Genomic DNA, 2063 nt, shown 5'->3' with positions numbered 1-2063 from the left:
ATCTCTTCCACCTCGACCACCGTGACCTTGCCGGCCATCGCGACCGCCGGGTTGAAGTTGCGCGCGGTGCGGCGGAACACCAGGTTGCCGCTGCGGTCGGCCTTGTGCGCCTTCACCAGGCTCACCTCGGGCAGCAGCGCGCGCTCCATCACGTAGACGGCGCCGTCGAACTCGCGGGTTTCCTTGCCTTCGGCGACCAGCGTGCCGACACCGGTCTTCGTGAAGAAGGCCGGAATGCCGGCGCCGCCGGCGCGCAGCTTCTCGGCCAGCGTGCCCTGCGGCGTGAACTCGAGCTCGAGTTCGCCGGCCAGGTACTGGCGCTCGAACTCCTTGTTCTCGCCAACGTAGCTGGAGATCATCTTCCTGATCTGCCGGGTCTCGAGCAGCTGGCCGAGGCCGAAACCGTCGACGCCGGCGTTGTTCGAGATCACCGTCAGGTTCTTCGCGCCGCTGTCGCGCAGCGCGCCGATCAGGGCCTCGGGAATGCCGCACAGCCCGAAGCCGCCGACGGCCAGCAGCTGGCCGTCGCGCACGATGCCTTTGAGGGCGTCGGCGGCACTGGCGTACACCTTGTTCATGGAGCGTCTCCTGCGCAATGGAAATCAGCCGCGAAGCGTACTACGTAGTGCGTTACGTAGGCCGGGCGGGCGGTACGTAGAAATGACTAGGGTGAAGCGCGAACACGAAACAGGGCCGGACGCGGTCAGGCACGCCATTTGCCGAGCGGACTCTCGCCCCCGGCATCCACCGCGGCAGCTTCAGGAGATCGACGCGATGAAGATCCATGCACTCGTCATCATGCTGGCCGGACTGGGGCTGCAGGCCACCGCCCCGGCGGCAGAGCACGGCTCGGCCGGGTTCACGCTGGACCCGATCACCACCATCGCGGCGAGCCGCGATGCGCCGCGCGAGCCCGGCGACGTCGGCCACTGGCTGGCCGGCAACTACATCGGCGGTCAGATGTTCACCTCTCAGGACCAGACCGGCAATACGTCCCGATACGACAACTTCGTCGGCCCGAACGGCCTTGAATACGGCGCACCGTTCGGCGAGTCGGACCGGCTGTTCCCGGCACTCGGCGGATCGCAGCTGTCGGCACGCGCGTACAGCACGACGAACAGCCTGGGCGTGAGCTGGGCGACCGATGTGCCGACCGACAACGCCAGTGCGAGCATCAACTGGCAACGCTTCGTGAAGCTGGATCCGCATGGGTCGATCACGCTGTCGGGACTGGCGACGCTCGACCGAAGCAACCCGCACGCGCTGTCGACGCACTACCAGTTCGCACCTGACGGCAACTACAACCTCGCGACGCTGACGCTGAGCGACGACAGCGTCTACCAGCACGCCGTCAGCCTGCACGCCTGGATCCTGGACGACGATCCGACCGTGTGGGACGACGCGTCGCAAGCCCACGCGGGCGGCCCGGAGGCTTTCACCTACAGCGCCGACTCCTTCGGCGCGCTGTCGTTGACGCTGCACAACGACTCCCCCCTTCCGATGTTCGCGAGCCTGGGGGTGTTCGCCTTCAGTTCGGTGCAGGCGATTCCGGAGCCTGCAACGGCGCTGATGATGGCATTGGGCGTCGGATGGCTGGCATGGTGCCTGCGGCGCCAGGCCCCGCCCGCTACACCTCGCGGAACTGCCCGGCGTTCTCTCGCAGCCATGCTGCGGCGCGCGGCTCGTCCTGCTGCAGCGGGTGGAAATCCGGCCGGAAGTACGCTCGCCATGGCGTGAAGGTGTCGCGCACCAGCCCGCCCTTCGCGAACAGCAGGCGCCAGGCGCTGCGCCAGGTGCCGMCCTGCAGCAGCGCACCGTCGTGCCACAGGTTGCGCAGGGTCTGGCGCATCACGTCGGTGACGAAGAAGAAGGTGACGACGCGGAACCAGCGGATGCGCCAGCGGTGGTTGCCGCCACCGGCGCGGTAGACGTCGAACGCGGTGCTGCGGTGCTCGGTCTCCTCGGACGCATGCCACAGCCACATCGTGCGCAGCCGCGCCTCGGCGCCGTCGAGCCGCTGCGGGTGCTGCAGCATCCAGGCCGCCATGATCGCGGTGAAGTGC

3 protein-coding genes are annotated in these 2063 nt (G+C 68.0%); 1 reads left to right on the top strand and 2 read right to left on the bottom strand.

The features are described from left to right. Nucleotides 1–578, bottom strand: a 578-nt coding sequence (locus AC1D15_RS28935) for a CoA transferase subunit A (protein ID WP_477828734.1), incomplete at its 3' end; no start/stop codon positions are given. Nucleotides 579–669: 91 nt separating this feature from the next. Here AC1D15_RS28935 and AC1D15_RS28930 point away from each other — a divergent pair. Beyond that, nucleotides 670–1737 (top strand): PEP-CTERM sorting domain-containing protein, encoded by a 1068-nt coding sequence (locus tag AC1D15_RS28930; protein ID WP_477828733.1) that lies wholly within the window; start codon nt 670–672, stop codon nt 1735–1737. On the opposite strand, the gene AC1D15_RS28925 is transcribed toward AC1D15_RS28930, so the two are convergent. Further along, on the bottom strand, nt 1628–2063 hold a 436-nt coding region (locus AC1D15_RS28925; protein WP_477828732.1), incomplete at its 5' end, for a metal-dependent hydrolase. The genes AC1D15_RS28930 and AC1D15_RS28925 overlap by 110 nt on opposite strands.

The sequence above is a fragment of the Rhizobacter sp. P2_H2 genome (assembly GCF_056403375.1).
The sequence above is the reverse complement of the archived record's forward strand: the minus strand, read 5'-3'. Positions and strand labels throughout refer to the sequence as shown.